This is a genomic window from Pseudomonas gingeri, from assembly GCF_013385635.1.
Classification (GTDB): Bacteria; Pseudomonadota; Gammaproteobacteria; order Pseudomonadales; family Pseudomonadaceae; genus Aquipseudomonas; species Aquipseudomonas gingeri_A.
This window is the reverse complement of the sequence record NZ_JACAPR010000020.1, coordinates 30,151-55,321: the sequence shown is the minus strand read 5'-3', so window position 1 is coordinate 55,321 and position 25,171 is coordinate 30,151. Positions and strand designations below refer to the sequence as shown.

Genomic DNA, 25,171 nt, shown 5'->3' with positions numbered 1-25,171 from the left:
CTACTGCGGCTTCACCCAGATACTGTCCATGGGCCGGCGCAACAAGATGACCGGCGTCGCCGAGCAGTTCCAGTACATCCTGCGCGACGAATCCATGCACCTGAACTTCGGCATCGACGTGATCAACCAGATCAAGATCGAAAACCCGCACCTGTGGGATGCCGAGATGAAGGAAGAAGCCACGCAGATGATCCTGCAGGGCACCCAGCTGGAAATCGAATACGCCCGTGACACCATGCCCCGCGGCGTACTGGGCATGAACGCGGCGATGATGGAGGACTACCTCAAGTTCATCGCCAACCGTCGCCTGTCGCAGATCGGCCTGAAGGAAGAGTACCCGGGGACCACCAACCCGTTCCCCTGGATGAGCGAGATCATGGACCTGAAGAAAGAGAAGAACTTCTTCGAGACCCGTGTGATCGAGTACCAGACTGGCGGTGCGTTGAGCTGGGATTGATCTTCGTCCTGCACGAATAGTCCGAAACACTGAAAGCCCTGAACCTGTTCGGGGCTTTTTGTTTATAGGCTGGCCTGTTCTACTCGATAGGTTCAGGACCTTCCAGAAATGAAATGAATCACTCCCCTGCCTGCCCCAAAGAGCGATTTCAGAGATCATCGAAGCCGGAAACGGAAAAGCCCACCGTTCGGCGAGCCTTCTTTTTTACCTGCCTCCAGAAGACTTTTTCACTCTCCCAAAGCTGATGGGGAAAGAATGCTGAAGATCAGAATCACAGAACAATTCGCCTTGGACGTTAAAACTCAAAAGGCCTTAGGCCAAGACCTCGACCGAATCAAACCAATCATCGAAGGCCTTACCCATCAACGAAAGCTGCCACTCTACTGCTGTGACAACCCTATCCCGGGAACCTGGGGACGCTGGAATTGCAAGATTGGCTTCGACTGGTGGCTGCTCTACAAATGCGATGCCATGGCAGGAACGATTACGCTGGAACGGACAGGAAGCGTGAAAGACCTCTTCGAGTAAACCTGAAAAAGCCAGAACGGCACCTTGAGGCACCCTTCCGGATTCAGATTCCCAGGTCCTTGTACAACGCCTCTGTGCTTTCATACTCACGAAGGTTTTCACCGCGATCAGTGGCCTCCATCACCGCCCGGGTCTTGGCGTTAGGGGCCTTCACCTTGAAGGGAAGCTCCTTGTCCTGAACGATCTGAACCAAAAGCATACGAATTGCCTGGGAAACCGTCATGCCCATCCCATCGAGAATTTCCGTGGCATTGGCCTTCAGTTCACTGTCAATCCGGGTACGTACCACTTCAGTATGCGCCATAGCTCACTCCAGGCTCGTTGTAGCTACAATAAGCAAACTATAGTGCCAACTGCCTCTTGCGTCGAACACTTTCCGTTCGTTTCATGCCGGAGTCCTTCACTCACCCTCCAGTCCTTACAAGGTATGGCTGTCGTTCGGGTTGGGAGCCGGTACGGCGCTGGCCCTGTATTTCATCGTCTCACTGATAAAGCACCTGGGCTGACTATTCGTTTCAATTCCCTTTCGACACCTCACGCCGCACCTTGCGCTCCATGGCATAGGCCGCGCCGGGCTCGCTGATCAACTCTTCCCGACGCAGCGGTTGCGCGCAATGCTCGCAAAGCGGCCCCAGGCCCGCTGGCTGGCCGCAGAGTTTGTGCGTATAGCGCACCGCCAATTCTTCCTCTTCCGATTTGCACCAGGTCTCGCCCCACGCCCGTAACGCCAGGACCACGGAGTAGAACCCCTCGCCTTTGGGCGTCAGGTGGTATTCGTGGCGCAGCGGACGCTCGCTGTAGGGGCGCCGCTCAACCAGTCCGTCAGCCTCCAGGCTTTTCAGGCGACCGGCAATCATCTGCGGCGTTCCGCCCGTCTGGATCTGGATCTCGTCGAAGCGACGATTGCCCATGAACAGCTCGCGCAAAACCAGCAGAGTCCAGCGGCCACCTACAATTTCCTCCGCCCGCGCGATCGGGCACAACGTTTCGGGCGCACTTTCTTTCAACGACATACCACCTTGCCTCTCGGAAGTTACTATGATTATCATAGTATAGTAATACCAAGGCAACCCCCGCTGCCCTGGCTATCCAACATCACTGGAGATCCCGCTATGTCGACTGTCACCTACCCTATCGATCGGACCGCCTATCTGCTGGTCGATCCCTACAATGACTTTCTCTCGGAAGGCGGCAAGGTCTACCCCTTCATCGAACCCGTCGCCAACCAGGTTCACCTGCTCGACAACCTGCGCGCCCTTGACCGGACCGTACGGGGCCAGGGCATCCAGGTAGTGATTGTACCGCACCGTCGTTGGGAAAAAGGCGACTACGAACGCTGGGACCACCCGAGCCCGACACAATGCAAAGTCATGCATATGCATCACTTCGCACGGGGTGAATGGGGTGGCGAATGGCATCCTGATTTCGCGCCGAAGGACGGCGATATCGTCGTGCAGGAACACTGGGGCTCCAGCGGATTCGCCAATACCGACCTGGACTTTCGCCTCAAGCAGCAAGGCATCACCCATGTGATCATCGTCGGCCTGCTGGCCAATACCTGTATCGAGGCGACTGCCCGTTATGCGGTGGAACTGGGTTATCACGTGACCTTGGTGCGGGACGCCACCGCCGCCCTCAAACCGGAAATGATGCACGCCGCGCACGAGCTCAACGGTCCGACATTTGCCCACTCGATCGTGGCCACGGATGAGCTCATCGCCACACTGGAGGGCAAGTAGATGCAACTGACTGGCAAGCTCTTTATCGGCGCAGGTGATCTCCCCGCTATCGAGGAGACCCTGAAGGCACTCAACCCGGCGACCAACCAAAGGATAGAACCCGCTTTCGCGCTGGGTGACGCGGCTAGTGTCGATGCCGCAGCAACCCTCGCCGACGAGGCATTCGACAGCTACAGCCATACCTCGCTCTCCTGGCGGGCCGCGTTCCTGGAAAGCATTGCCGACAACCTCGACGCTGTCCGTCTGGAACTGACGGCCCGGGCGGCACTTGAAACCGGCGTCCCCCAAGCCCAGCTCGAAGGTGAAGCGACCAAGGCGGCGACACAGTTTCGCCAGTTCGCGGACGTCGTGCGCAAAGGGCGTTTCCTCCAGTTGTCCATCGACCCGGAACAACCTGATCGGCAACCGCGCCCACGGATGGATCACCGGCTACAGAAAATGGCGATCGGTCCGGTCGCCATTTTCGGCGCCAGCAACTTTCCGATTGCCTACTCGATTGCCGGTGGCGATACCGCCTCTGCCCTGGCGGCGGGCGCACCGGTGATCCTCAAGGCGCACAACGCACATCCCGGCGCGTCGGAGATCCAAGCCTGGGCGATTCGTCAGGCGGTACAAAAGCACGGCCTGCACCCAGGCGTGTTTTCGATGGTTCGCGGCGAAGGCAACACCATCGGTGAAGCCCTGGTCGACCACCCACTGGTCAAGGCCGTCACCTTCACCGGCTCGGAACACGGCGGCATGGCCCTCTATCGTCGTGCCCAGCAGCGCCACGAGCCGATCCCGGTGTTTACCGAAATGACCAGCGTCAACCCGACCTTTGTCCTCGCTCATACGCTGGCTCAAAAAGGCGCGAGCATCGGTGACGGCTTCATCGAACGCATGCTGGTCAATGTCGGCCAAGCCTGCCTGAAACCCGCCCTTCTCATTGCGATTGACGGTCCGGGCTTCGAGCTGTTGCGCACGGCGATGATCCAGCGCGTGGCCCAGGCAGCGGCGCGCACCATGCTCACCCCGGGCATCCATGGCGCCTACGTGAAAGCCCTGGCAAGCGTGCAGCACGCCGGTGCGGCCCTCATCGCCCAAGGCCTGGCATCGGCAACGGCGGTCGATGGGCAATCGATGTTGCTGGAGGTGGACGGCGAACAATTTCTCGGCGAGCCCGCCCTGTCGCAAGAGGTGTTTGGCCCTGCCGCCTTGCTGATCAAGGTCCGGGATGAGGAAGAGCTGCTCGCGGTCGCCCGTTCGCTGCGCGGCCAGCTCAGCGCCGCCATTCACCTGGAAGCCGAAGACCTGCCAGCGGCCCGGCGCCTGCTGCCGATCCTGGAACGACGCACCGGCCGCATCGTCGTCAATGCCTTTGCCCACCCGCAGGAAGTGTCATTCGCGGCGATCCATGGCGGGCCTTATCCGGCAACGTCGGACAGTCGTTTCACCTCCGTGGGAATGACCTCCATCGAGCGCTTCCTGCGTCCGGTGTGCTACCAGGGGTTTCCCGACGCCCTACTGCCCGAAGCACTGCGCGACGGCAATCCACTGCGCCTGGATCGTCTCATCGACGGCCAGATCAACTGAATGAAAATACCATTGCCGAGGATTTCCTCGTGGCGTAGCAGTCTCTAGATTGGCTTGACCGACACCACATCGAAGTAACGGAACTTCTTCTTTTTCGCTTCGTTCTTGGCTTCCTGTTCCGCGACGAAGGTACTCAGGGTATTGGCGTCATAAGTGAGCACTTCGATCTCGCCTTCAAACTCGCGGGTCGCGTGCAGCGTAACCCGCAGTTTTGGCGAGAGCGCCTTGGCCACAGGGCGCCGCTTGGGAGCGGGTGGCGGGGTTGATACGAACGTCGGCTCAGGTTTCGGTTCAGACTTTGGCGCGGGGGCCGGTACCGGCTCGGCGCTTGGGCTGGAGGGACCAAACAGCGCCAGGCGCATCTCCTCCTCGCTCAGTTCATTACTCATTGATGGGTGTCTCATTACAGAAGGCGGTTGAACATTTAGGAAGCTAACGGATTCTACCAGTCTTGGCCGTCGGTTGCTGTAATCGGTGCAAATCCGCAGCAAAACAATGGCTTGCGCGGACCTCCCAGCTATCGATCACCCGTTGCAAATGAATCGCCAACTCAGTGGAAAAGCGCCGTTCCGGCGTCTCGAGATCGATGCCGAACAGCTCCTGGATCCGTGACAGCCGATACCTGAGCGTCGTCACATGGCTCCCCATCGCATCCGCGCAGGCCTGGCTGCGGCAGCTCTCGCGCAGATAGGCCGTCAGTGTTTCCAGGTACGGCGTGTGGTGCTTGCGATCGTGGGCCTTGCCGCCATAGTCGACGATGATCATCTGCTGCGCGTTGTTGAAGTGGATACCCAGGCGCCGGGCCCGCTGCAGGATGTCGTCGGCGTCGCGCCAGCGGCCTTCGAGGACTTCGAACAGCAGTTCGGTCTGGGTCCGGGTTTCAAAACGAAAGCGGATAAAGCTGCGCATCATCCGCGCCCTGATCGACTGCAACCAGGTGTTCAAGAGCCAGCAACTGCTGGTGGAAATCACCCTGGCACGGTACACGTCCCAGGACATGCGCCGCTTCGAACAACGCATGGGCGATGCCGGCGAAGTACAGTTCTGCTACGCCACCGGTGGCGGCGTGGACTACATCGCGATGATCCAGGCCGCGGACATCGATCAGTACCAGCGCTTCATCGACCAGTTGTTGCTGGAAGACCTGGGCATCGAGCGCTACTTCACCTACATCGTCACCAAGACCATCAAGACCGGCGGCGCACTGCCGATCCAGGCATTGAACGCCTTGCTCGCCTCGGACTAACGCCACCCGCCAATGTCTTCACCCCCCCGCCTGACGGGCTTCGGCATCGATCCGCGGCAGGATGATTCTGGGCGCGAACTCCGAGCGCCGCGTGCCTTCGAGAACATCCGCCGGCAGCTCGCCGAAGCGTTCGGCAGCCTCACGTGCCACGGCATTGCCCACAATGAAGTCAGCACGCGTCGCTCCGGAGAACCGGTACTGACGGGCCAACCCGAACAGGCTGCGAAACACCCGCCCGCTGGCGCTGATCCAGCGCTCCATGGTGCGGCGGTCGATCAATGCCGTTCTATGGGCCAGCAGCAGTTGGCGAACGATGCTGTCGTAATCGATCAACAGATACACCGCCAGGAAACCCAACGGGGACCTGACGACCAATGGCAACGTGACAGGCTGGACACTGAGGTTTTCGCCGACACTGAGCGCGGCGGGCAGACGGCTCATCAGCGGTGCCAGTTGTTCCTGGATCTGCGCCAGCTCGACTTTCGCGCTTTGCAGTTTTTCGTGAAGACGGATCATCCAGAAGTCGGAGTAAGGATCATCCAGGGCGGCGCCGCGCCCGACCCTGCCGATCAGGCCGAGAAATCCGACAAGACCCATGATGCGTCTTTTTTCTTCGCTCATCGGCCTGCCTTGCCAGACTTGAGCCGCATGCCAGGTGTGCAGCGTAAAGTTCATGGTACTGCGTAGCGGGCCGATTTCGAGGGGGGAAAAACTGGACATCGCGTACTCCTGATGGGTAAAGGTCAGGGCAGCAGTGTCATCGCGAACCGGTCGATCGTCAGTCGGGAAACAGGTTGGCGAACGATCTGTTTTTATCGTCCGGCCCTTCCCCGTAACCGTCTTTGCACATAGCAACATGTTCTAACAAGACGGTTAGCGGCAGTCCATTTTCTCTACTAGGCTTTGGCGCTCATGGAACCGGTCCGGCCTGCTCGGCGGACCACTGCTCAGGGAGACATTGATGACCCCCGTAAGAATGGCCGAACGCACCTATCGCACCTGGTCCAGCCCGATCCTGCTGGAGCTCAAGGATCGCGCCCATCAACTGGACAAACCCTCGCGCGAAGCCTTGCTGAATGTGCTGGTGGAGCGCCGTCTGATCGATCTCGGCAGTCCGACCGGGGAAGAACGGCGCAAGGCCGGACAGTCCGGCCTGCGTTAGCGAACGGCGCAGTCAACCCTGGGACAAGCTCACGGACAAGGTGTCCAGGGCTGGCATGGCGCCCTGCCCACGCAACCAGCCACGCTCGGCAAAAGCCAGCATTTCCTGATCGCCACGGCTGTCGCCATAGGCGAACAGGACCTGAGCCTGTTCGTTACCGAGCCATTGCTGAAGCTGACGGACCTTCTCCGGTCCCCAGCAGTTGGCTGACGCCAGTTGCCCGGAAAAATGCCCGTCGCGATAGTCCAGACGGGTCGCCAGCACCGCATCGAAACCGGCCGCCGCCGCCCAGTGTTCGAGGTACAGCACCGGCGAAGCGCTGACCAGCACCAGCCGGTGACCGAGGCGTTTGTGCTCCTCGATGCGCGCCACCATCTCCGGGCGAATCAGCCTGGGCAGGCGTGTGGCGGCATAGTGCCGGGCAAAGTCTTCCAGCTCGGCCTGGGGCCGACCACGCAGGGTAACGGCGAGAAAGCGACTTTTCGCCTCGGCCCGACCACAGCGACCGGTGACCATGCCCAGCAGCCACGGCAACACCAGAAGGCCGCCGAGCAGAAAACGTCGATTGCCGACCTTGTAACGCACGAAATCCCGCAGGCTGTCCGTGGTGGTGATGGTGCCATCGAAGTCGAAGGCCACGCAGGGGCGTTGATCGACGCTCCCCGAAAGAGCACGCTCTTCATGGGACTCCAGCACCCCACTACTTGGGTTTTTCATTGCATTCACATCCTGAAGCCCGCCGAGCGATGGTTATCCATCAGGATCACCCTATCACCGACACCTGCGGGAGTGCTACTTGCCCGGCCACCCCCACAGGGACTTCAGCGTTGATGCTTACTGCTTCCCTTCGTAATTGACCATCCAGGCAATGCCGAAACGGTCCTCGAACATGGCGAAACTCTTCGCCCAGAACGTTTCCTCCAGTGACATGAAGACCTTGCCGCCATCACTGAGGCCCTCAAACAACCGTCTGGCCTCTTTCTCGCTGTCGACATTGAGGGACACCGACACACCCTGCGGCTTGTGGTACGGCTGGCCCGGCGGGCAGTCGGAAGCCATCAGGCTGAAGTCGCCCACGGTCAGGCAGGCATGCAGGATCAGGTTCGCGTCCTTGGGCACACCTGCGTTTGCGGGTGCATCGGCAAAGGACATGGAAAACAGCGTGCCGCCGAGTACCCTCTCGTACTGTGCGAAGGCTTCCTTGCAGTTACCGTTGAAAGTCAGGTAGGGAATGATTCTCATGGTGGTTCTCCTGTGGTCAGGTTTCACGATTGGCCGGACATCTGCGCCCGCAGGCGTTCTTCCTGCTCGCGCAACTCGGGGGTAAAGGACTCGCCAAAATCCTCGGCTTCGAAGATCTGGCGAATTTCGATTTCACTGTCGCTGACCATCGGATTGGGGCAGCGCTTGACCCAGTCGATGGCTTCCTGCAGCGACGGAACCTGGAAAATCCAGAAGCCGGCGATCAGTTCCTTGGTTTCGATAAAGGGCCCGTCGACAACGCTGCGACGTTCACCGGAAAACTGCACGCGGGCGCCCTTGGCGCTGGGGTGCAGGCCCTCACCGGCGAGCATCACGCCGGCCTTGACCAGCTCTTCGTTGTAGGCGCCCATGGCGGCCAGCAGTGCTTCACTGGGCATTTCTCCGGCTTCCGATTCCGGGCTGGCCTTGACGATCACCATAAATCGCATGGTCTTTTCTCCTGATGGTGGGTGAACCGTCCCACTGGCGGTTCTACGGGTTAATCGAACAGCAATCGGCGAAATCGACACGCCGGCGAAATTATTTTTCCGGCGGGCCGCCGGTCCGGTTTTTTCGTTTGTCCTGGGTGAATGTCGAGAACACCCGCGGTCAATCGACTAAGCATAGAAGTACGCCCTCTACCAGTACCTCATCTGCCGCCCGACAAACCCGCCGGGCGCCGCCGTCAAGGAGACCTCGTGATGAACGAGCACACTGTTGAACAGCATCCCGTGGTATCGCGCCAGGAATGGTTGGCCGCGCGCCAGCAGCACCTGGCCCGTGAAAAGGCCTTCAGCCATCAGCGCGACCAGCTCAGTGCCGAACGCCGCGCCCTGCCCTGGGTGCGGATCGACAAGGACTATCAATTCGAAGGCCCCAATGGCTCGCAACGGCTGGCCGATCTGTTCGGCGCCCACAGCCAGTTGATCGTCTACCACTTCATGTTCGCCGACGGCTGGAAGGAAGGTTGCACCGGCTGCTCGTTCCTCGCCGATCACTTCGACGGCGCGAACCTTCACCTGGCCCATCACGACGTTGCGTTTGTCGCGGTGTCCCACGCGCCCTGGGCACAGTTCCAGGCCTTCAAGCAACGCATGGGCTGGCACTTCGACTGGTTGTCGTCGGCCGGCAGCGACTTCAACCAGGACTTCGGTGTCAGCCCTTCGCCGGCGGAAAAAGCCGCCGGCAAGACCCGCTACAACTACGAACTGATCGACAGCAGCGAAGAAGAGTTGCCCGGACTCAGCGTTTTCTACCGCAACCCCGAGGGTGAGATCTTCCATACTTATTCGACCTATGCGCGGGGCCTGGACATCCTGGTGGGCACCTACAATTTTCTCGACCTGATGCCCAAGGGTCGTAACGAAAGCGGGACCATGAACTGGGTCAGGCACCATGACCGCTATGAACATTCCGGGCAGCCTGCCTGCTGCGGCTCCCACGACGATAAAAAATGAGATTGCCGAGGGTTCGACATAAGAACCCCGGACCGCGACAAGTTCACGCCTTCGGGTGCCCCGACCGGCAATTCAGAGGGGTCCTACAAAACGTGCTGACACCACACCAACAGCACCCGGCCAGAGGGCCGGGTGCGGGCAAACCGCGCGTAACGATTCGCCAACAAAGCAGGTAATATCGAAAAGCCACGCCCCGCATCACCCCCATATAGAGAGGAAAAATGGATTCTCCTGCAGTCTCGATCGGTCAATCTCCGGATTTCGCCCTGGCCCTGTCCGGCGGCGGTGTCCGGGCCATGGTGTTTCATCTGGGCGTGCTCAAGTACCTGGCCGAGCAGAACGCACTGGAACGGGTCAGCCAGGTTTCTACCGTCTCCGGCGGCAGCCTGCTGGTGGGCCTGATGCTGCATGAGAATGGTGGGCAATGGCCCGCTTCGACGGTCTTCCTGCAGACGATCTATCCGCGCCTGCGTGAGCAGTTGTGCTCGCGCAGTCTGCTCTGGAGTGCCCTGCGCCAGCTGCTCAACCCGCTGAACTGGCGCTTTATCCTGTCCCGGGCCAATCTGCTGGAACTGGGCCTGCGCAACGAATGGGGAGTGACCGGCCTGCTGTCGGAGATCGGCGCCAGGCCGGACTGGTCGATCAATGGCACCACCGCCGAGAACGGCAAGCGCTTTCGTTTCAAGCGGACCACCATGGGCGACTATTCCATCGGCTACGCCGCCACCCTCGGCGTGCCCCTTGCCAAGGCCTTGGCGGTGTCGGCAGCGTTCCCCGGCGGTATCGGCCCGCTGGCTCTCGACAGCCGTCGTTTCAAGTGGATGCAGCGGGGCTGGGATGCGCCACTCGATAGCGCGGTCGAGGCCATGCTGCCGTTCAGCACGCTGCACCTGTATGACGGCGGGGTGTATGACAACCTCGGCCTGGAGCCGTTTTTCGACGCCGCCACCGGACACAGCAAGCGTTACGAATATCCGATTGTCGTGTCCGATGCCGGCGCCCCGCTCAAATCCGGGTTCCAGGCCGGCATGCTCAGTCCCTGGCGACTCAAGCGCCTGTCCGACATCATGTCCAACCAGTCGCGGGCCCTGCGTACACGGACCTTTGTCGAATACCTGAACCAGGCACCGGGACGCGGCGGCTACCTGGGTATCGCCAGCGCGCTGATCGAAGCCCCGGCCGGCAGCGACGCGGCATTTGCCGCGAACTTCGCCACCAGCCTGGATCGCCTCGAACCCGAGGTGTTCGACCGCATCGCCCGACATGGCCATGCCGTGGCCGAGGCCACCGACCGGCACTACGGGGTAGTGCAATCACCCGCCCTAGCCGCCCAGTCCACCGCGCCGGCCTGACACGACTCATGGCACCATCAGCACCCCGAGGCTGGCGCTGACCACCAGCGCGGTGCCGGCAAACTGCAGCGGCACCATTGGCTGGTTCAGCACCATATAACCGGCCAGGGCACCGACTGCCGGCTCGACGCTCATCAGGATGCCGAACGAAGACGCCGGCATCCGCCGCAGTGCGATCATCTCCAGGCCATAGGGCAGCAACGGCACGAACAGCGCCAATCCGGCACAGCTGGCAACCTGCAGCCATGGCAGATGCCCACCGCTCTGCCACAACCCCAGAGGCGCAGTAAGCACCGCCGCCGCGAGCAGCGACACCGACAAGCCTTCAAAGCCCGGAAACAGCGTACCGACCCGCTTCATCAGCAGGATATAGGCGCCCCAACCGGCCGCCGAACCAAACGCCAGGGCCAGCCCCAGCGGTTCACCGATCCAGCCCTGTTCATTGCGCGCCAGCAACAGCACACCGGCCATCGCCAGCAGCGGCCAGATCAGCGCCCGCCAGCGACGGATGGCCAGGCTCGCCAGCAGCAGCGGGCCGAGAAACTCGATGGCGATTGCCAGCCCCAGCGGAATGCGCTGAATCGACGCGAAAAAACAGCTGGTCATCACCGCCATCGCCAGGCCCAGGCCGGCAGCGGCGCCCCAGCGTGAGAGCGAATAGGTGTGCAGTGGCGGCCGCACCACCAGCATCAACAAGGTCGCGGCCCAGCACAGGCGCAGCCAGGTGGTACTGAGGGAGCCGTAGGTGTCCATGGTCGGTGACGACAAGGCGGCCCCGAACTGGACAAGACACATCGACAACACACACAACGACGCCGCCAGCAGCAACGCCCGGCGGGGGGGCCGCGCAGTGGCGGTAACGGGAAGCACGGCGGCATTTTCCTGCATGACAAAACCTCCTGTGAAAGTCAGGTCATCCTAGCCAGCCCCCCTAACTTCAAATAAGCTGATATTTCTTATCGCTACTTCAAGAATATTGATAATGCGCGATCTCGACAGCAACCTGTTGCGAACCTTTATCACCGTTGCCGAAACCGGTGCGGTCGGCACAGCTGCCCAGCGCCTGGCCCGAACCCAGGCCGCCGTGAGCATGCAGTTGCGCCGCCTGGAAGAGGATCTGCAGCGACGCCTGTTCGACCGCTCCCCACGCGGCCTGCGTCTGACCGAGGCCGGCCATCTGCTGCTGCCCTATGCCCACAGCATTCTCGGGGCCGGCGCCGATGCACGGCGGGCGCTGTCCATCAGCCAGGTGGCGGGCACGGTGCGCCTCGGCCTGCTGGAGGACATTGCCGTCGGCCGCCTGCCCCGTGCCCTGCACCGCTTTTCGGCGGCATACCCGCATATCACCCTGGAGATCACCATCGACAGCAGCGCGGCGATGTCTGCCCGGCTGCTGGACGGCGCGCTGGATATCGTCATCGGTGATTCCCAGGGCATCGACGCCCAACCCCAGGTGAGCTGGAACCAGCCGTTGTTCTGGGTGGGCGCCAGGGGACTGGTGCTGGACCCCGATCTGTCCAACCGGATAGTGCCGCTGGTGACCTTCGGTGGCACCTGTCTGTGGCAACCGCGGGTGGCGCAACTGCTGAAACAGGCCGGTATCGCCTGGCGCGTGGTGTGCAGCAGCACCAGCCTGCCGGCGGTGCAATCGGCGGTCGAGGCCGGTCTGGGCATCGCGGTGCTGCTGGAAAGCAATGTGCAGCCGCAGAGCATGCGCGTACTGGGCCCCCTCGATGGCCTGCCACCGGCACCGACCGTCGATTTCGGTCTTTATGTACGCCGTGTACCCCTGGCCCAGGCGGCCGCGGTGCGGGCCTTGCAGCGCTTCCTCGAAGAAGAACTGAATATCCCCGCCGCCCCGCTCCAGTTCGTCCCCGACAACGAGATTGCTCAGGAGCACCTGTGATAGAATAGATGTCTACGTGAATCTATTATCAGGAGCCATCATGCCCCGCGTCTCGCGCAAACAGGCCGAACTCAACCGCGAAATCATCACCGATGCCGCCGCGCGGCTGTTCCGTGAACGCGGCCTCAAGGGCCTGAGCGTGATCGAGGTGATGGGCGCGGCCGGGCTGACCCATGGCGGCTTTTACGGTCACTTCGATTCCAAGGAAGCCCTGGCGGCCGAAGCCTGTGGCCGCAGCTTCGAGCAATCGACCGAACGCTGGCAACAACGCACGGCCGAAGCCCCCAGCCACGAAGCGGCGCGCCAGTCCATCGTCGAGCACTACCTGAGTACCGAACACCGCGACAATCCCGGCGCAGGCTGCCCGGTGGTAGCGTTCTGCGGCGACCTCGCCCACGAGGACAGCGACAGCGCCGTGCGCCAGAGCTACGTCGAAGGCCTGGAAAAACTCGTGGGCGCCTACAGCGCTCTGCTCGACAGCCCCGAGCCTGAAGCGCGGAAAACCGCCCTGGTGCAATACTCATTGCTGGTCGGCGCCCTCTCCCTGGCCCGTTCGACCCGTGGCCGGGCGATCTCCGATGAGATCCTCGAAGCCGCCCACGCCGCCCTGCTGCCGGCCAACGGCTGAATCAGTCACCCGCCGCCATCAGCTCGAAATAGAACACAGCGCCCTTCTCCGGGATCGACAGCAGACGGACCTGGCTGTCGTGCAGTTGCAGGATGCGTCGCACGATCAATAAGCCGAGGCCACCGGAGCGGCGGTCGCCGTCATGGTTGAAGGGACGACGAAAGAGGTTTTCCAGCAGCTTGGCCGGAATCCCCGGCCCGGTATCGCTGACCGTCACCTGCACCTTCCCCGCCTCATGCACCAGCGCCACTTCGATGGTCCCGCCTTCGGGGGTATGGCGCAGTGCATTGTCGATCAGGTTGGTCAGCACCCGCTCGATCATGCCAAGGTCGGCACTCACCATCGACGCGCCGCGGGGCAATACCGCCAGCAGTTTCGACTGGCGGGTCTCGGCCATCAGCTCGAACTTCTGGAACACGTCCTGGATCAGGTCGCTGAGGGAAAAGTCCTCGCGTTCCAGGCGCACCGCGCCGTGCTCCAGGCGCGCCAGCTCGAACAACGCCTGGGCCAGCTTGCCGACCTTGTTGCTCTGGGCCAGGGCGATACCGAGGTAACGCCGACGCTCGTCGACCGCCAGCACGCCGTCCTTGAGCGAGAGGGTTTCCAGGTAGCCGTGCAGCGAGGCCAGCGGCGTGCGCAGGTCATGGGAGATATTCGCCACCAGCTCGCGGCGGTCCTGGTCGAGCTGGGTCAGGGTCCGCCATTGCTCACCGATACGGGCGGCCATTTGTGCAAAGCTGGCTTCCAGCACTTCGATTTCGTCACGACTGCCGAACCCCGCGCTCGACAGCACCGGCAAGCGAGCCGGCGGCACATCGGTGTCGAAATCGCGCATGGTGTCGGTCAGGCGGCGCAACGGTCGGGTAATCAGGCGGAAGGCGATCAGGCCGGCAATCAGCCCGAGTAGCGCCACCAGGGTCATGGCCCACAAGGTGGTGCGCAGGACCGAACTGGCCGAGACCCGCGCCGCCAGGCGGTCATGCTCTTCGCCCTGCAGCACCACGTAGAGATAGCCCAGGTTCTTGCCGCCACCCTGCAACGCGGCGGCACTGAACACCTTGCGCCCGTCATTGCTGCGCGGGTCGTCACCGAGGATCGGCAGCGGCTGGTCGTCGAGCAGGCGCTGGATCGGGCGCAGGTCGACATGGTCGCGCTTGAGATGGCCTTGCGGCGCCGCATCGCCAGTGATCCGCCCGCCCGGATCGAGCAGGTAGACCTCGACGCTCGGATTGACATTCATCAACTGGCCGAACAGCGCCCGCACACCCTCCATGGTCAGGCCTTCGGTGCCCACCAGACGGTTCTCCAGGGCGATGCTGCGGGCCAGGTCGCGGGACAGCCCCTGCACCACTTCCTTCTCGTGCATGTCGCTGGCACGCACCTGCAACCACACCGAGGCGCCACAGCAGGCCAGCAACAGGATAGAAAAGACCACGGACAAGCGCTGGGACAGGGTCAGGTTCATTCGGCACGCCCCGCAGGCGCGAAACGATAACCCCGGCCCCAGACCGTAAGGATTCGCTCGGGCTGCGCCGGGTCGACCTCGATCTTCGCCCGCAGGCGATTGATATGGGTGTTGACCGTGTGCTCGTAGCCGTCGTGCTGGTAGCCCCAGACCTGGTTCAGCAGGTCCATGCGCGAGTAGACCGTGCCGGGGTTCTTCATGAAGAAGTGCAGCAGGTCGAATTCCCTCGGCGTCAGCTCCAGGTACTGGCCGTTGACCTCGGCCTGGCGGGTCAGCGGATCGAGGCTCAGACCGTTGAGTTCGAGGCTGCCGGCATCGACCTTGAGGCTCTTGGCCAAGGCATCGACCCGCCGTAGCAGCGCCTTGACCCGCGCCGCCAGTTCGAGCATGGAGAACGGCTTGGCCAGGTAATCGTCGGCGCCCAGTTCAAGACCGAGCACCCGATGCATTTCACTGGAACGGGCGCTGGTGATGATGATCGGCGTGTAGCGCGCCATGGCCCGTGCCTGGCGACAGATCTCCAGGCCATCGACGCCCGGCAGCATGAGGTCGAGGATCAATGCATCCCACGAGCCCTTCTCCAGTTGCGCCAGCCCCAGATTGCCGTCGGCGCAATGGGTGACCTCATAACCTTCGTCACGCAGGTGCAGGCTCAGCAGCCCGGCCAGGTGCAGGTCATCCTCGACGATCAGTATGCGTTTGGGTGAATCCATGGGCAGCGTTCCTGCAAGAAATATCCGCGGTCATCGCGGCCAACAAAGCCTGAATCATTGTGCCGGATCGTTACGCGGAAATATTCACAATTAATTTAACTTTACGGGAGGATTTGGCGACCGTTGCCGGCTGACACTGCAAGCCTGACCCACTGCCGTGGAAGTGACGCCATGTCCTCCAGAAGACGCTTTCTTTTCTCCAGTGCCGCCGCCCTGCTCGCCGCCGGCTTCGTCGACTGGCGCGCCGTGGCCGCCACCCTGAGCGGTAACGCGGCCCCGGCCGCCCCGGACGAGACCTTCGAAGTCAGCCGCAGCGATGCCGAATGGCGCGCGCTGCTGAGCGACAACCAGTACCAGGTGCTGCGCCATGAAGGCACCGAACGCCCCTACAGCAGCCCACTCAACGAGGAGCACCGCGACGGCGTGTTCGCCTGTGCCGGCTGCCAGCTGACGCTGTTCTCCTCGGCCGCCAAGTTCGACAGCCACACCGGTTGGCCCAGCTTCACGGCGCCGCTGGAAAGCGCCGTGGCCACCCGTCGCGACACGTCGCTGGGGGTTTCCCGTACCGAAGTGCATTGCCACCGTTGCGGCGGGCACCTGGGTCATGTGTTCGCCGATGGTCCGCGGCCGACCGGGTTGCGTTATTGCATGAACGGCGTGGCCATGACCTTCGCCCCAGGCGCCGCCTGATTCTCATGATCGTTCCCACGCTCTGCGTGGGACATGCAGCCCGTGACGCTCTGCGTCGCAGGAGCGGACGCGGAGCGTCCAGTGAGGCATTCCCACGCGGAGTATGGGAACGATCCAACAAGTTTGTGCAAGACCGCTCCATCACGACTTATCACAAGGATCTTCAACCATGTTTCTACTTGTCCTGGCGTACCTGGGCGGTCTGCTGACCATCCTCAGCCCGTGCATCCTGCCGGTGCTGCCGTTTGTCTTTGCCCGCTCCGGCGAACCGTTCCGCCGCAGCGGCCTGCCATTGCTCTGCGGCATGGCCCTGACCTTCGCCCTGGTCGCCACCCTGGCCGCCGTCGGTGGTGGCTGGGTGGTCCAGGCCAACCAGTACGGCCGCTGGCTGGCCATGGCGCTGATGGCGTTCTTCGCCATTACCCTGCTGTTCCCGCACCTCGCCGATCGCCTGGCCCAACCGCTGGTGTCGGCGGGTGATCGCCTGTCGCGTTCGGCCCAGGACGGCAGCGGCCAGACGAGCGTCAAGTCGTCCTTCCTGCTGGGGATTGCCACCGGCCTGCTGTGGGCGCCCTGCGCCGGACCGATCCTCGGCCTGATCCTCACCGGTGCCGCGCTGCAAGGCGCCAATATCGGCACCACGCTGTTGCTGCTGGCCTATGCCGCCGGCGCCGCGACGTCCCTGGCCGGCGCGCTGCTGGTGGGCGGTCGTCTGTTCACCGCGATGAAACGCAACCTCGGCACCGGCGAATGGCTGCGCCGTGGCCTGGGTGCGGCGATGCTGGCCGGCGTGGTGGCGATTGCCCTGGGTCTGGACACCGGCCTGCTGACCAAGGTCTCCACCGTTGCCACCTCCGGTATCGAACAGAAGCTGCTCGACACCCTGACCCCGGTCGTGCAGAAGGACGCCCCGGCGCAAGGCGGCGCGATGATGGCCGCGGTCAACAGCGACCAGGCCGGCGGCAGCATGATGGCGATGGCCGCCAAGACCGGCGGCGGCGAACGCGCCCTGCCGGTGGAGGGTACCCTGCCCGACCTTTCGGGCGCCGTGCAGTGGCTCAACTCGGCACCGCTGAGCGCCGCCGACCTCAAGGGCAAGGTGGTGCTGATCGACTTCTGGACCTACTCCTGCATCAACTGCCTGCGCAGCCTGCCCTATGTCAACGCCTGGGCGCAGAAGTACCACGACCAGGGCCTGGTGGTGATCGGCGTGCACGCCCCGGAATTCGCCTTCGAGCGGGACATCGACAACGTGCGCCAGGCTGTCGCCAAGCTGGGCATCCAGTACCCGGTAGCGATCGACAACAACTATGCGATCTGGCGTGGTTTCAACAACCAGTACTGGCCGGCACATTACTTTGTCGATGCTCAGGGCCGCGTGCGCTACCACCACTTCGGCGAAGGCGACTATGCCGGCTCCGAGCAGGTCATCCAGCAACTGCTGGCCGAAGCCGGTAACAAGAACGTCTCCGGCGGCATGGTCAGTACCCAGGCCCAGGGCGTGATGCAGGCCGCCGACGAGTCGGAAGTGAAGTCCCCGGAAACCTACGTCGGGTATGACCGCGCCGAGAACTTCGCCTCCCCTGGCGAGCAGGTTGCCGATCACCCGAAAAACTACTCGGCACCGAAACAACCGACGCTCAACCAGTGGGGCCTGGAAGGCAACTGGACCGTGCACTCGGAACAGGCCGCGCTGAACCAGGCCTCGGGCAAGGTCATCTACCGCTTCCACGCCCGCGACCTGCACCTGGTGCTCGGCCCGGCGAGCGATGGCAAGCCGGTGCGCTTCAAGGTCCGCATCGACGGCGACATGCCCGGCGCCAACCATGGCACCGATACCGACGCCAATGGCGAAGGCACCGTGACCGAGCAACGCCTCTACCAAATGGTGCGCCAGGCCGGAGACATCGGCGACCACACCTTCTCCATCGAGTTTCTTGATCCGGGTGTCCAGGCCTACGCCTTCACCTTCGGTTGATACCCAAGAGGAAAACAGCATGAACAAGTCCGTGAATCAGAAAAAACCCAGGTCGCCGTTGCTGATGATCGCCGGAGTTGCCGGCGTGGCGCTGTCGGTGCTGATGATCCAGCGCTTTGCCGGGGCGGCCGAGACGGCGGTGCAGATTGCCCCGCCGGCGCTGGATGAGCCGGCAGCGGCCGGCCAGGCCACGGCGGTGTTTGCCGGTGGCTGTTTCTGGGGCGTCCAGGGGGTGTTCCAGCATGTGCGCGGGGTGCAGAACGTGGTCTCCGGCTATACCGGCGGCGCGGCGGGCACGGCGCATTACGAGGATGTCGGCGACGGCACCACTGGCCATGCCGAGTCGGTGCAGGTCACCTACGACCCTAGCCAGATCAGCTACGGCAAGCTGCTGCAGGTGTTCTTCTCGGTGGCCCATGATCCGACCGAACTCAATCGCCAGGGCCCGGACAGCGGCACGCAATACCGTTCGGCCATCTTCCCGGTGAATGCCGACCAGGAAAAAGTCGCCCAGGCCTATATCGAGCAATTGAATGCGGCCAAGGTGTTTGCGTCTGCGATTGTCACCAGGATCGAAGACAACAAGGTCTTCTACCCGGCCGAGGGCTATCACCAGAACTACCTGACATTGCACCCGTATGCGCCGTATATCGCCATCAACGATATGCCGAAGGTGGAGAACCTCAAGCGCATGGATCCGGACCTGTACCGGGCCGATCCGGTACTGGTGCCGGACGTGCAGTGAGTTCGATGGCCTCTTCGCGGGCAAGCCCACTCCCACATGGACCGAGTTGCGTAGCCCCCCTGTGGGAGCGGGCTTGCCCGCGAAAGGGCCATAACAGGCACCCCCTTGTTCAAGGGAGGCCTGGCGTCCTTCAGGGATAACGCCGCTGATCCGGCGCCGGCGGGAAATACTGATACAACCAGGTCTCGCTCAACGTCCGGTCCTGGGTGCGGATAAACAGCCGCAGTTCCACCGGATCGATGCTGTCATTGGTCGGGTACCAGTCGAACGTCACGCGATACCCACCGATCTCATCCAGCTTGAGGACATTGAAATCCTTCACCTGCCCATTGGACGTGGTGACCACCGGCTCGATCCCCGTGCCCTCCGGCAAGCGCTCCAGCCCACCGCCGTTGAAGTCCACGGCAAAGCGCCGCGCCCAGACCTCAGGATAATGCTCGCCCGGCGCCCAGCCCTCGATAAAGCCGCCCATGCCCGAACGGGTCGCATGCACCCGCGCCAGCGGCGTGCCCACTGGTGGCAAGGCACTCCAGTAGAGTTTGTAGCCATAGTTCAGCGAATCGCCGGCCTTGACCGGCTGCTTCGGCGTCCAGAAGGCAACGATATTGTCCAGGGTCTCGCCCGTGGTCGGGATCTCCAGCAGGTCCACCGAGCCCTCGCCCCAGGGGGTGGTCGGCTCGACCCACAGGCTCGGCCGGCGGCTGTACCAGTCGACCGTGTCCTGATAGCTGGCGAACTCATGGTCGGTCTGCACCAGGCCAAAGCCCTTCGGGTCCTTGTCGGCAAAGGCATTGAACTGCAGTTTCGCCGGGTTGTTCAGCGGTCGGCAGATCCACTCGCCATTGCCTCGCCACATCGCCAGGCGGTCGGAATCGTGGATCTGCGGATGGATGGTGTCGCACATGCGCCGCTCGTGGGTGCCGCAACTGAACATGCTGGTCATCGGCGCGATACCCAGTTGCTCGATGGCGACCCGGGCGTTGACATGGGCATCGACCGCCATCACCACCTGTTCGGCCTGGCAATCGATATCAAACCGATAGGCACCGGTGGCGCTCGGCGAATCGAGCAGGGCATAGACCACGAAGCGGGTGCTTTCCTTGCCCGGCGTCTCGAACCAGAACTTGGTGAAGTCCGGGAACTCCTCGCGCTTCTGCGCATAGGTGTCAATGGCCAGTCCGCGGGCCGAGAGGCCGTACTGGCCGGTCTTGTCCACCGCGCGGAAATAGCTGGCGCCGAGAAACGAGAGGATATCGTGCTTGTCGATCTCCGGGGCCTTGAACAGCTTGAAGCCGGAGAAACCCAGGTCGCCCTTGAGCTGGGACTGATCGACACCACTGTTGGCGTAGTTGAACAGCGGCGGACGGAAGTGCACCTCCCGCGCCTGGCGGGTCTGGGCATCGACGCTGTACATGCGCACCGGTTGCTTGAAACCCATGCCGACGTGGAAGAACTGCACGTCCAACTGGCCCTTGAGTTCGTTCCACAACGAATGCTTCGCGTCGTACTGGATGGCATTGAACTGCTGCGGGGTCATGTTCGCCAGGGTCGGCGGCAGCACCTGCCGGGTGCTGACATAAGGATTGCTCGCGAGTTTCTTCGCGTGGGTCTGCAACGCCTCGAAATCAAAGTGTTCGATGTCACCGTCCGCGGTGGCGGCAAGCGCCCGGGCCGCGAACAAACCGCTGGCCGACAGGCCGGTATAGGCCGCCAGGGCCATGGAAGCTTTCAGGAGATTGCGGCGATGCATAAAGAGACCTGTACTGGGGACATTCCGGATGCCTGGCGGCTGCACGGCACCGGACTAAAGAAGCATTCGCTCATGACGGCGAGCAAACGCGGCTACCGACAAACAGATACCAAATCCTGATGAACGTTCGCAATGGCTTTGCAAAACTTGACGACAGCCTCCATTCAGCAAAGGTGTGGCTAGATGTTTCTAGCCCTGATCCGATTTCGGGGCGCCCCCTTAGCGACCGCCAGGACCGACATGAAGATTTATTCAGAAAGTCTTCACCTCTTTCTTGGCAAAATCCCACACCTGCTGTGAAGGTTCGTACGAGGCAACTGCAATGACCCGCATCCTGACCATCGAAGATGATGCTGTAACCGCCAAGGAAATCGTGGCCGAGCTGAGCAGCCACGGGCTTGAAGTGGATTGGGTGGACAATGGCCGTGAGGGCCTGGTGCGCGCCGTGAGCGGCGACTATGACCTGATCACCCTCGATCGCATGCTGCCGGAGCTCGACGGCCTGGCCATCGTCACTACCCTGCGGACCATCGGCGTCGCCACGCCGATCCTGATGATCAGTGCCCTGTCCGATGTCGACGAGCGCGTGCGCGGACTGCGGGCCGGCGGCGACGACTACCTGACCAAGCCGTTCGCCTCGGACGAAATGGCCGCGCGGGTGGAAGTACTGCTGCGGCGCAAGAGCCCGGCGCGGGAATTCGAAACCTCGCTGCGGGTCGCCGACCTGGAACTCAACCTGATCAGCCGCGAAGCCTCCCGGGCCGAGCAACTGCTGAGCCTGCTGCCCACCGAGTACAAGCTGCTGGAATTCCTGATGCGCAACACCGGGCAGATCCTGTCGCGGATGATGATCTTCGAGGAAGTCTGGGGTTATCATTTCGACCCGGGCACCAACCTCATCGACGTGCATATCGGTCGCCTGCGCAAGAAAATCGACGGTCCGGGCCTGGCGCCACTGATCCGCACCGTGCGAGGCTCGGGTTATGTCATTGCCGAACCCCTCTAAGGGCTGGCGCTCGTCCACCAGCCGTATGCTGGCGCTGTACAGTTTTCTGTTCGTGGCCTGGAGCTGCAGCCTGATGGGCGTGCTCTATTACGAGGTTTCCGGTTACCTCAACACCCTGGCGCGGCATTCGCTGATGCAGCGCCAGCATCTGTTCTCACGCTTCCAGGGCCAGCAGCTGGTGGACGCCCTGACCACCAGCATGACCTTCGACATGCGTGGCGTGGACGCCTACGGCCTGTTCAATGCGCAGAAAATGCACCTCAGCGGGCCAATCCTGGAAATGCCGCCGGACCTGATCATGGACGGCCGCATCCACGAACTGGCCAACTGCATCGACTCCGACGACCCCAACCTGCCCCAGGACAGCTGCGACGCCGTCGCCACCCAGACCCATGACGGCAGCTGGTTGCTGCTGGTGCGCGACAACGGCTCGTTGTTCGGCGTGACCCGGATCATCCTGCACGCGCTGTTCTGGGCGGTGTCGCTGACCATCCTGCCCGGCGTGGCCGGCTGGCACCTGCTCAGGCGGCAACCGATCCGCCGGATCCGGGCGATCCAGGCCAGCGCCGAGGCCATCGTCGCCGGCGACCTCGGTCATCGCCTGCCGCTGTCCAACCGACGGGACGAACTGGATATGCTGGCGGCCATCGTCAACGCCATGCTCGACCGTATCGAACGGCTGATGAACGAGGTCAAGGGCGTCTGCGACAACATCGCCCACGACCTGCGCACGCCCCTCACCCGCCTGCGTGCCCAGCTCTACCGCATCCAGCAACAGGCCCCGGAAGACTCGCCCGAGGCCCTGCAATTGGACGGCGTGATCGCCGAAACCGACACCCTGATGGCCCGCTTCAAGGGACTGTTGCGGATTTCCGAGCTGGAAGACCATCAACGCCGCTCGGGTTTTGTCGTGCTCGACCCGTTGCCTTTGCTACGCGAGCTGTACGACTTCTACCTGCCACTGGCCGAAGAGGCGGAAATCAGCATGCGCCTGGACCTGCCGGAGGCGCTGCCGTTTATCACCGGCGACCGCGCCCTGCTGTTCGAGGCACTGGCGAACCTGCTCAGCAACTCGATCAAATTCACCCCACCGGGCGGTGAGGTGGTGTTGCTGGCAGCCAACGATGGCGGCAGCACACGGATCGAAGTGATGGACTCGGGTCCCGGCATACCGCCGTCCGAGCGCGACGCGGTGTTCCAGCGCTTCTATCGCTGCGACGACGGTAGCCAGCACAGCGGCTTTGGGCTCGGGTTATCGATTGTCGCGGCGATCATCAATCTGCACGGCTTCAGCCTGGAGATCGGTACCAGTGACCGGGCCGGGGCGCGGTTGATTCTGGAGTGCAAGGACAGTTTGATTGCGGTGGATTGAGTTCTGCGTGGTCAGCGATATCAGTGCTCAGTGAGCGATGGCGCTTGAAATACATGGATCAGCTTTCAGAGGAAATAATCGAGTCCTGACTGGACTCGGCATCCAGTTTCAAGCGATCAGCCTTGCTGATGTATTTAGGCTTGTTCTTCGGTGCCAGCTTGGCACTGGCCTTTTTGGCGTGAGCATCCAGAAGCTGCTTTATTTTTTTACGGCGATTCATGTATTTCTACTCGGTTTGCAGAGGCTGGAATGATACCAGACTCAAATATTGAACCAGACTTTCTGGGTCACGGCCTCGCCATGGACCACGCTTGCCAGGAGGCAGGTCACGCCGCTTCGGTAGTGGCCACTCGCGCGGTGCGAATGAACAAGGCTCGCACCTTGTCCCAGAAATTGCCCCCCAGCACAAAAAAACTGCCGATCAGCATGAGATCGCCCAACAGCTGAAACTGCCAGAGGTTTGGCCGCAGCCCCGGCCAGATAATATCGACGTAGGGTTCAAGAAGGGCCGCGATCAGCGGCAGGCAAAACATGACGAGACCGACGCGATGCCGCACCGGGCCAACTTCAGTGTCCAGGCTCGGTGCCAGTGACGTCACGTAGCCGAACACGCTGCGCTTCAACTGCTGGAACCCTGCCTTGCCCATGACAGCGATAACCAGGATCAGCAGGACCTTGTTACTGATAAACAGGATACCCGTCAGCGCGGCAATTCTTGACCCCGGCATACCCAAGGCAGCCACCAGTGGAACCATCAGCCACGATCCCAGCATGAGACAAAGAATCACGATACCCAGCTTGAAACGCCAGCCGGCCGAATGGGGTTGGGTCGTCATGATGATGCACCTTTGTAATGGGTTGCTGCAGCGTGTTGGCACGCCGAAAAGCGTAGCAGTTGATATAGCATGCCAAGCTGTCTTCGTCAGGCAGTGACGAGGCCGATTGAGAACACCGGGCGTTTAGAGCAGTCTGTTGCGAATGGCCTTGAGCACGGCATCGATGTGCCAATGTTCGACCCCTATGCATATCGCTCCAGTCGCGTCGGGTAACAGTTCGACATTTGTCGCTACCCCGTGGTCCGCCAGCAGTCGCTGTGCATCTTGAAGGTGCCTGCGCCTACCGGTGAGCCATTGCCGGCGCTCTCCTGAAAGCAGAGTCAGCGTTTGCGGATAGGTGCGCGCCAGTTTTTGCCGCAAGTTGATCATCGCGGGTTTATCGTCGACGAAAAATGCTGGGGTCAGCACATACAAATGACCTGCCGCCGCACGCAGGTCATACAGGTCTTGCAGGTATTCCTCAACACTGCCACCACTGGCGACCGTCTCAATCGCTCCGCTAATGACGTCGACCAAGTGGGCGTCGACGCCGACGTAGCAATATTCCGTCATACCGCGCACGACACAATCTTCGCTATTGCTACGAACCACCCAGTAGTCGCCATTCGCGGACAGCTCACAAGACTGAATGACAAAACGCTCAGGTTCTCCATCCCTGAGAACGCCGTCGTATAGGGCGAGCACGATAGTGCAGGCTTGTTGTGCAGATAACATGGGGGCGTTCTCTTGCTCAGTGAATGCAGGTCCTTTTCCATTCGCCGTATTCGCGATGAAGTCTTGCTGCGGATCGCCAGTATAAGGCTTCTTCGAACTGTGGGCTCAAGCGGTCGAGCCATCAGGAGTGCGGCCCTGGATAGTCATGACGTCATGCCTCTCCATGAGGAAGCGCCTGGCGTGGCCGGCACGTACGGCGTCTCCGGTGTCGGTCTCTATCCCGACGAACGCCATCGCCACCTCGGCGGATGCACAGGCGCTCGACTTCACCTCGATGTATGCCGCACGCGGCTGGCTCAAGATGCAACCTCTACGAGGGTTGGACTCCCAGCACGACCGACACGCGATAGCCATACCAGGGGGATATCTGGCTGTTTTCTATCGCTCGTAACCGGCAGAAATCGGCCAAAAGCGGACTTCCGTTGAACGCAGTTCCTTCCCCGTTTGAGCACCAGCAGATCCATACAACTGTTAGCCCCTCGAAGGCTAGGCGCGTTGCTACTCTATCCTCAGCCCTGGCATCCTGAGTAGCCTGCGCACCGATGCCAACCAGTCGCGAGCTAAAATGCTAAACAAAGCGAAGGGCACTCTTTTATTACCAAACGCTATTATG

At 62.0% G+C, this 25,171-nt stretch carries 29 protein-coding genes and 1 pseudogene; 15 read left to right on the top strand and 15 right to left on the bottom strand.

The genetic code is table 11. The features are described 5' to 3' along the window. Together HX851_RS45155 and HX851_RS45150 are read left to right on the top strand one after the other, a co-directional pair. Positions 1 to 457: ribonucleotide-diphosphate reductase subunit beta (locus HX851_RS45155; protein WP_177004854.1), on the top strand; the 457-nt coding region annotated here is incomplete at its 5' end. Between the two features lie 255 nt (positions 458 to 712). Then, complete coding sequence (locus HX851_RS45150; RefSeq protein WP_177062421.1) at positions 713 to 985, top strand: type II toxin-antitoxin system RelE/ParE family toxin; 273 nt, start codon at positions 713 to 715, stop codon at positions 983 to 985. Between the two features lie 43 nt (positions 986 to 1,028). On the opposite strand, the gene HX851_RS45145 is transcribed toward HX851_RS45150, so the two are convergent. Both HX851_RS45145 and HX851_RS45140 read right to left on the bottom strand, forming a co-directional pair. After that, the gene (locus HX851_RS45145) at positions 1,029 to 1,289 is read right to left on the bottom strand and encodes a type II toxin-antitoxin system RelB/DinJ family antitoxin (RefSeq protein WP_017126621.1); all 261 of its coding nucleotides are present in this window, start codon (positions 1,287 to 1,289) and stop codon (positions 1,029 to 1,031) included. 211 nt (positions 1,290 to 1,500) lie between these two features. Continuing rightward, positions 1,501 to 1,998 carry a winged helix-turn-helix transcriptional regulator gene (locus tag HX851_RS45140; protein ID WP_177066068.1) on the bottom strand — a complete coding sequence of 166 codons (498 nt, stop codon included), beginning with the start codon at positions 1,996 to 1,998 and terminating at the stop codon, positions 1,501 to 1,503. 99 nt (positions 1,999 to 2,097) lie between these two features. On the opposite strand from HX851_RS45140, the gene HX851_RS45135 reads away from it, so the two are divergent. Together HX851_RS45135 and HX851_RS45130 are read left to right on the top strand one after the other, a co-directional pair. Next, positions 2,098 to 2,724, top strand: a complete 627-nt coding sequence (locus HX851_RS45135) for a cysteine hydrolase family protein (RefSeq protein WP_177062419.1) — start codon at positions 2,098 to 2,100, stop codon at positions 2,722 to 2,724. Next, positions 2,725 to 4,296: an aldehyde dehydrogenase (NADP(+)) gene (locus tag HX851_RS45130; RefSeq protein ID WP_177066070.1), complete on the top strand. Its 1,572-nt coding sequence runs from the start codon at positions 2,725 to 2,727 to the stop codon at positions 4,294 to 4,296. Between the two features lie 44 nt (positions 4,297 to 4,340). On the opposite strand, the gene HX851_RS45125 is transcribed toward HX851_RS45130, so the two are convergent. Together HX851_RS45125 and HX851_RS45120 are read right to left on the bottom strand one after the other, a co-directional pair. After that, on the bottom strand, positions 4,341 to 4,685 hold the full coding sequence (locus HX851_RS45125) for a hypothetical protein (RefSeq protein ID WP_177062417.1): 345 nt from the start codon (positions 4,683 to 4,685) through the stop codon (positions 4,341 to 4,343). 43 nt (positions 4,686 to 4,728) lie between these two features. Continuing rightward, complete coding sequence (locus tag HX851_RS45120; protein ID WP_177066071.1) at positions 4,729 to 5,061, bottom strand: PucR family transcriptional regulator; 333 nt, start codon at positions 5,059 to 5,061, stop codon at positions 4,729 to 4,731. Positions 5,062 to 5,164: 103 nt separating this feature from the next. Between HX851_RS45120 and HX851_RS45115 the strand changes: the two are divergent. Further along, positions 5,165 to 5,542 (top strand): annotated as a pseudogene (locus HX851_RS45115) (Lrp/AsnC ligand binding domain-containing protein); the annotation flags it as partial. Positions 5,543 to 5,560: 18 nt separating this feature from the next. Here the strand turns inward: HX851_RS45115 and HX851_RS45110 are convergent. Further along, positions 5,561 to 6,262: a PFL_4669 family integrating conjugative element protein gene (locus tag HX851_RS45110; RefSeq protein ID WP_177062412.1), complete on the bottom strand. Its 702-nt coding sequence runs from the start codon at positions 6,260 to 6,262 to the stop codon at positions 5,561 to 5,563. Positions 6,263 to 6,503: 241 nt separating this feature from the next. Between HX851_RS45110 and HX851_RS45105 the strand changes: the two genes are divergently transcribed. Next, on the top strand, positions 6,504 to 6,704 hold the full coding sequence (locus tag HX851_RS45105) for a hypothetical protein (RefSeq protein WP_177062410.1): 201 nt from the start codon (positions 6,504 to 6,506) through the stop codon (positions 6,702 to 6,704). A 12-nt stretch (positions 6,705 to 6,716) separates the two neighbouring features. Here HX851_RS45105 and HX851_RS45100 read toward each other — a convergent pair whose 3' ends face one another. The 3 genes from HX851_RS45100 to HX851_RS45090 form a co-directional block, all read right to left on the bottom strand. After that, a complete protein-coding gene (locus tag HX851_RS45100) occupies positions 6,717 to 7,421 on the bottom strand; it encodes an HAD family hydrolase (RefSeq protein ID WP_177066075.1) in 705 nt (234 codons plus the stop codon). A gap of 117 nt (positions 7,422 to 7,538) precedes the next feature. Continuing rightward, a complete protein-coding gene (locus HX851_RS45095; RefSeq protein WP_177062406.1) occupies positions 7,539 to 7,946 on the bottom strand; it encodes a VOC family protein in 408 nt (135 codons plus the stop codon). 23 nt (positions 7,947 to 7,969) lie between these two features. Further along, entirely contained in the window at positions 7,970 to 8,395 is a 426-nt protein-coding gene (locus tag HX851_RS45090; RefSeq protein ID WP_177062404.1) for a YciI family protein, read from the bottom strand. A gap of 252 nt (positions 8,396 to 8,647) precedes the next feature. Here HX851_RS45090 and HX851_RS45085 point away from each other — a divergent pair, with 252 nt between their 5' ends. Next, complete coding sequence (locus HX851_RS45085; RefSeq protein ID WP_177066077.1) at positions 8,648 to 9,403, top strand: DUF899 domain-containing protein; 756 nt, start codon at positions 8,648 to 8,650, stop codon at positions 9,401 to 9,403. A gap of 221 nt (positions 9,404 to 9,624) precedes the next feature. Next, a complete protein-coding gene (locus HX851_RS45080) occupies positions 9,625 to 10,755 on the top strand; it encodes a patatin-like phospholipase family protein (RefSeq protein WP_177062400.1) in 1,131 nt (376 codons plus the stop codon). Positions 10,756 to 10,761: 6 nt separating this feature from the next. On the opposite strand, the gene HX851_RS45075 is transcribed toward HX851_RS45080, so the two are convergent. Next, the gene (locus tag HX851_RS45075; RefSeq protein WP_177066079.1) at positions 10,762 to 11,643 is read right to left on the bottom strand and encodes an EamA family transporter; all 882 of its coding nucleotides are present in this window, start codon (positions 11,641 to 11,643) and stop codon (positions 10,762 to 10,764) included. Between the two features lie 94 nt (positions 11,644 to 11,737). Between HX851_RS45075 and HX851_RS45070 the strand changes: the two genes are divergently transcribed. Together HX851_RS45070 and HX851_RS45065 are read left to right on the top strand one after the other, a co-directional pair. Then, positions 11,738 to 12,661, top strand: a complete 924-nt coding sequence (locus HX851_RS45070; protein ID WP_177062397.1) for a LysR substrate-binding domain-containing protein — start codon at positions 11,738 to 11,740, stop codon at positions 12,659 to 12,661. A 40-nt stretch (positions 12,662 to 12,701) separates the two neighbouring features. Then, a complete protein-coding gene (locus HX851_RS45065; protein WP_177062395.1) occupies positions 12,702 to 13,289 on the top strand; it encodes a TetR/AcrR family transcriptional regulator in 588 nt (195 codons plus the stop codon). A gap of 1 nt (position 13,290) precedes the next feature. On the opposite strand, the gene HX851_RS45060 is transcribed toward HX851_RS45065, so the two are convergent. After that, entirely contained in the window at positions 13,291 to 14,754 is a 1,464-nt protein-coding gene (locus HX851_RS45060) for a sensor histidine kinase (protein WP_177062393.1), read from the bottom strand. Next, on the bottom strand, positions 14,751 to 15,467 hold the full coding sequence (locus HX851_RS45055; protein WP_177062391.1) for a response regulator transcription factor: 717 nt from the start codon (positions 15,465 to 15,467) through the stop codon (positions 14,751 to 14,753). The genes HX851_RS45060 and HX851_RS45055 overlap by 4 nt, the downstream gene beginning before the upstream one ends. Before the next feature lie 171 nt (positions 15,468 to 15,638). On the opposite strand from HX851_RS45055, the gene msrB reads away from it, so the two are divergent. The 3 genes from msrB to msrA all read left to right on the top strand — a co-directional run bounded on the left by msrB (position 15,639) and on the right by msrA (position 18,880). Continuing rightward, positions 15,639 to 16,157 (top strand): peptide-methionine (R)-S-oxide reductase MsrB, encoded by a 519-nt coding sequence (msrB, locus tag HX851_RS45050; RefSeq protein ID WP_177062389.1) that lies wholly within the window; start codon positions 15,639 to 15,641, stop codon positions 16,155 to 16,157. A gap of 169 nt (positions 16,158 to 16,326) precedes the next feature. Further along, on the top strand, positions 16,327 to 18,135 hold the full coding sequence (locus HX851_RS45045; RefSeq protein ID WP_177066081.1) for a cytochrome c biogenesis protein DipZ: 1,809 nt from the start codon (positions 16,327 to 16,329) through the stop codon (positions 18,133 to 18,135). A 19-nt stretch (positions 18,136 to 18,154) separates the two neighbouring features. Next, on the top strand, positions 18,155 to 18,880 hold the full coding sequence (gene msrA, locus HX851_RS45040; protein ID WP_177062385.1) for a peptide-methionine (S)-S-oxide reductase MsrA: 726 nt from the start codon (positions 18,155 to 18,157) through the stop codon (positions 18,878 to 18,880). A 130-nt stretch (positions 18,881 to 19,010) separates the two neighbouring features. Here the strand turns inward: msrA and HX851_RS45035 are convergent, their stop codons facing one another. Next, positions 19,011 to 20,630 carry a glucan biosynthesis protein D gene (locus tag HX851_RS45035; protein ID WP_177066083.1) on the bottom strand — a complete coding sequence of 540 codons (1,620 nt, stop codon included), beginning with the start codon at positions 20,628 to 20,630 and terminating at the stop codon, positions 19,011 to 19,013. Positions 20,631 to 20,952: 322 nt separating this feature from the next. Here HX851_RS45035 and HX851_RS45030 point away from each other — a divergent pair, with 322 nt between their 5' ends. Both HX851_RS45030 and HX851_RS45025 read left to right on the top strand, forming a co-directional pair. Beyond that, a complete protein-coding gene (locus HX851_RS45030; protein ID WP_017126654.1) occupies positions 20,953 to 21,636 on the top strand; it encodes a response regulator transcription factor in 684 nt (227 codons plus the stop codon). Beyond that, positions 21,614 to 23,008, top strand: coding sequence for a sensor histidine kinase (locus tag HX851_RS45025; RefSeq protein ID WP_177066085.1), 1,395 nt, complete (start codon positions 21,614 to 21,616; stop codon positions 23,006 to 23,008). Before HX851_RS45030 ends, HX851_RS45025 begins: the two co-directional genes overlap by 23 nt. Before the next feature lie 58 nt (positions 23,009 to 23,066). Here HX851_RS45025 and HX851_RS45020 read toward each other — a convergent pair whose 3' ends face one another. The 3 genes from HX851_RS45020 to HX851_RS45010 all read right to left on the bottom strand — a co-directional run bounded on the left by HX851_RS45020 (position 23,067) and on the right by HX851_RS45010 (position 24,558). After that, a complete protein-coding gene (locus HX851_RS45020; RefSeq protein ID WP_017126656.1) occupies positions 23,067 to 23,228 on the bottom strand; it encodes a DUF2986 domain-containing protein in 162 nt (53 codons plus the stop codon). 106 nt (positions 23,229 to 23,334) lie between these two features. After that, positions 23,335 to 23,844, bottom strand: coding sequence for a transporter suffix domain-containing protein (locus HX851_RS45015; RefSeq protein WP_017126657.1), 510 nt, complete (start codon positions 23,842 to 23,844; stop codon positions 23,335 to 23,337). A gap of 123 nt (positions 23,845 to 23,967) precedes the next feature. Then, positions 23,968 to 24,558 (bottom strand): hypothetical protein, encoded by a 591-nt coding sequence (locus HX851_RS45010; RefSeq protein ID WP_218171795.1) that lies wholly within the window; start codon positions 24,556 to 24,558, stop codon positions 23,968 to 23,970. Between the last annotated feature and the right edge of the window lie 613 nt (positions 24,559 to 25,171).